The following is a 1,365-nucleotide window of genomic DNA, read 5'->3' as shown; positions in this document are numbered from 1 at the left end:
CGCATTTCCACGTTGGTGGCCTCAACGGAGGCTGTCAGGTCGCCGGTCGCGTGGCTGGGCACCCCAGCCTTGATCTCGCTGAGGACGGCAACCGCCGAACAGATTTGGCCCGGCGTACAGTATCCACATTGATAGCCATCGTGCTTGATAAAGACCGCTTGCATTGGATGAAGGTGGTCCGGCGTGCCAAGCCCCTCGATAGTTGTTATCGCGTCACCCTCGTGCATTACGGCAAGGCTCAGGCAAGCGTTGATTCGGACTTCATTCACGAGGACGGTACACGCGCCGCATTGCCCGTGGTCGCACCCCTTCTTGGTACCGGTAAGAAGGAGGTGCTCCCGCAAGGCGTCAAGCAAAGTAGTTCGCGGGTCGAGCTCAAGTGCTTGAACGACGCCATTCACATTAAAATTGACGCGCATGTGCTTTGTCGTCAGCGCCGGAGAATCTCCGTTTAATGGACCGCCGATTTGTTTTTGCGCGTTTGCTGTCCCAACAGGCAGCATCGGGGCTACAGCTGAGACTGCCCCCACGATAAGCAGATTTCGTCGCGTCGGATTCGGTTGGCCGGATTCGTCCATAGGTCGTTAGTCCTTTTGCTCTTTAGACAGTCCGTCTTGAGCGGGGTTGTCGAGAAGACGATGCGCCGCGCGTTACCATGCATAAGCTTCTGGTGCTTCCCCTCCGGGACCCGGCCAGATCTCGTCCAGGCAACGAAGGGTGTCTTCAGACAGGGAAATGTCGACGGCTCGAAGTGCGAGCGACAGTTGGTCTGGCGTACGTGGACCGACAATTGGCGCGGTGACTACAGGATTGTGGAGCAGCCAGGCTAGGGCGATGTCGGCTGGACGCTCTTCAAGGTCGGCGCACAGCGCCTCATACGCCTGCAACTGGTCGTGATATTGGCCAATTCTCCGAGCCATTTCGGGCTTTGCGCGGCGACCATCGAGCGCCCGCTGGAGCACACCTCCCAACAGTCCGCCACCCAAGGGGCTCCATGGAAGTAGTCCTACGCCATGGTGACGACAAGCTGGAATCAGCTCAAGTTCGATGGTTCGCGCAGACAGGTTATATAGACTCTGTTCCGCGACGAGTCCCATGAAGTGGCGTGACTGCGCCGCCGCTTGGGCAGTGGCAATATCCCAGCCGGCAAAATTGCAGCTTCCGACGTAGAGCACCTTTCCCTGTTGAATCAAGACGTCCATGGCTTGCCAAACCTCCTCCCATGGCGTGCGTCTGTCGATGTGGTGCATCTGGTAGAGGTCGATGTGATCAGTCTTCAGCCGGCGCAAGCTGTCCTCGCATGCCTTTCTGATATGAAATGCCGACAGTCCGCGGTCATTCGGCCCCAGTCCCATCGGCTGGTAG

The 1,365-nt window shown here is 58.2% G+C and carries 2 protein-coding genes; both read right to left on the bottom strand.

The window, feature by feature from the left end:
• On the bottom strand, positions 1-578 hold a 578-nt coding region (locus tag P7F28_RS08870; protein ID WP_277184142.1), incomplete at its 3' end, for a 2Fe-2S iron-sulfur cluster-binding protein.
• A 72-nt stretch (positions 579-650) separates the two neighbouring features.
• Positions 651-1,365 (bottom strand): aldo/keto reductase (locus P7F28_RS08865; RefSeq protein WP_277184141.1); only part of this gene is annotated, 715 nt, incomplete at its 5' end.

Origin of the sequence: Caballeronia sp. BR00000012568055, assembly GCF_029439455.1 — a bacterium.
GTDB lineage: Bacteria > Pseudomonadota > Gammaproteobacteria > Burkholderiales > Burkholderiaceae > Caballeronia.
The sequence above is the reverse complement of the archived record's forward strand: the minus strand, read 5'-3'. Positions and strand labels throughout refer to the sequence as shown.